Origin of the sequence: Nocardia sp. NPDC058658 (assembly GCF_042716665.1) — a bacterium.
In the GTDB taxonomy this organism is placed as follows: Bacteria; Actinomycetota; Actinomycetes; order Mycobacteriales; family Mycobacteriaceae; genus Nocardia.
In genome coordinates this window covers 1-1,382 of the sequence record NZ_JBHXRR010000059.1, presented here as the reverse complement: position 1 = coordinate 1,382, position 1,382 = coordinate 1, and the positions used below count along the sequence as shown (strand labels likewise).

The 1,382-nt window shown below is 60.6% G+C and carries 1 protein-coding gene; it reads right to left on the bottom strand.

Annotated elements, in window-relative coordinates:
• Positions 1 to 75 precede the first annotated feature (75 nt).
• Positions 76 to 1,227: a LuxR C-terminal-related transcriptional regulator gene (locus ACFWUP_RS31335; RefSeq protein ID WP_379239604.1), complete on the bottom strand. Its 1,152-nt coding sequence runs from the start codon at positions 1,225 to 1,227 to the stop codon at positions 76 to 78.
• Positions 1,228 to 1,382: the final 155 nt, after the last annotated feature.

The following is a 1,382-nucleotide window of genomic DNA, read 5'->3' as shown; positions in this document are numbered from 1 at the left end:
GAACGACCGGCGTTTACGAGGAGGCATGCGGACATCCTTTCAAACAGACCGAGTGGTCTGTCAAGTCGGTGTCCACTACCCGGGGGGAACCTCAGCGGTGTACGCCGACCGCCTCTGCACCTCCTGCTGAGGAATTGAGCATATGACGCCGACCCGCTGCCGCGAATAGCAATATTCTGTCGGTCGCCGGTGGCTGATCTGTCGGGAATCGCGGGGCTCACCCGGCGGATCGGAACCAGTGCGCCGCGACGAAATCCGGCCTCCGCGCTGTGTATCCGCGGCGCGTTCCACCATCAACGCGACATGCAATCGAGATGCGCAGCCGAGTTTGCTCATGACCTGTCGAAGATGATTGACCACGGTCCATTCAGCGATTCCGAGCCGGGTCGCGACCATTCGGTTGGTCATTCCTGTCGCGACCAACCGTGCGACCTCTCGCTGCCGTTTGGTCAAAACCGCTAGTGGATCGGTCTCCGAGCTAGGAGCTAGCTCGACCGACAAAGAGTACGCAATCGCATCGTCGAGCCTCATCGTCGCGGCTATCGCCTCGACCTCGCGAAATGTGTCCTCACTCAACGTGCCTGAGTCGCTGTCGACTTGGAAGTCGTCACGGGCCGGCAGGCCGTAGGCAGGCCGGAGGTGTCGAGTGGCGGTGAGAAGTGTTGCGGCAGTGTACAAATAATCCGAGCCCGCTGCCGTGTAAGCGGCTGCGCAACCCTCCAAGGCGGCGATCGCTTCGAACACGCATATCCCCGCCGCCGGATCTCTCAGCGCTTCATGGAACAACGCCAACGCACGGTCTGGGCGACCCAGATTCACCCCGATGTGTCCTAGTGCCGTCAGTGCGACGAGCCGGTCAGCAGCACCCTCCAGTTGTCGGATTTGCCGATGCAGTTGTGACCAGCTTCGTTCGTCACATTTTTCGGGATCGCTGAGGGCGATCATCGCTATTGTCGTTGCCGCTGTGCTGGTTTCGACCTCATAGGTGCCGTCGCGGTCGGGCGCTCGCAGGGCGAGGGTAAGTGATTCGTTCGCCAGGTCGAGTTCTCCGGCCCGCCGATACGCTTCGCCGAGCAGTGCGGCGACGCGTTGTGACGAATGGGTATCATTGTGGTCGATATACTGCTGGGATGCCGCGCATAGAAATTGAATAGATCGGTCGTTTCGATACGATCTCAGCGCCCAACGTCCGAGCAACTCCGAGCATCTTGCCAACGGATACGGCATTGCCCTATCCCGTCGGTTGTTCAGGAGGTCGACGAGCACCGCCTCTACGCGAAGGAGGTATGAGGCTCCCCCCGGAAAGTGGACACCTGATTCGCAGGACGAATGTCCTGCTGGAAGGATGTCCCCATGCCTCCTCGTAAGCGCCGGTCGTTCAC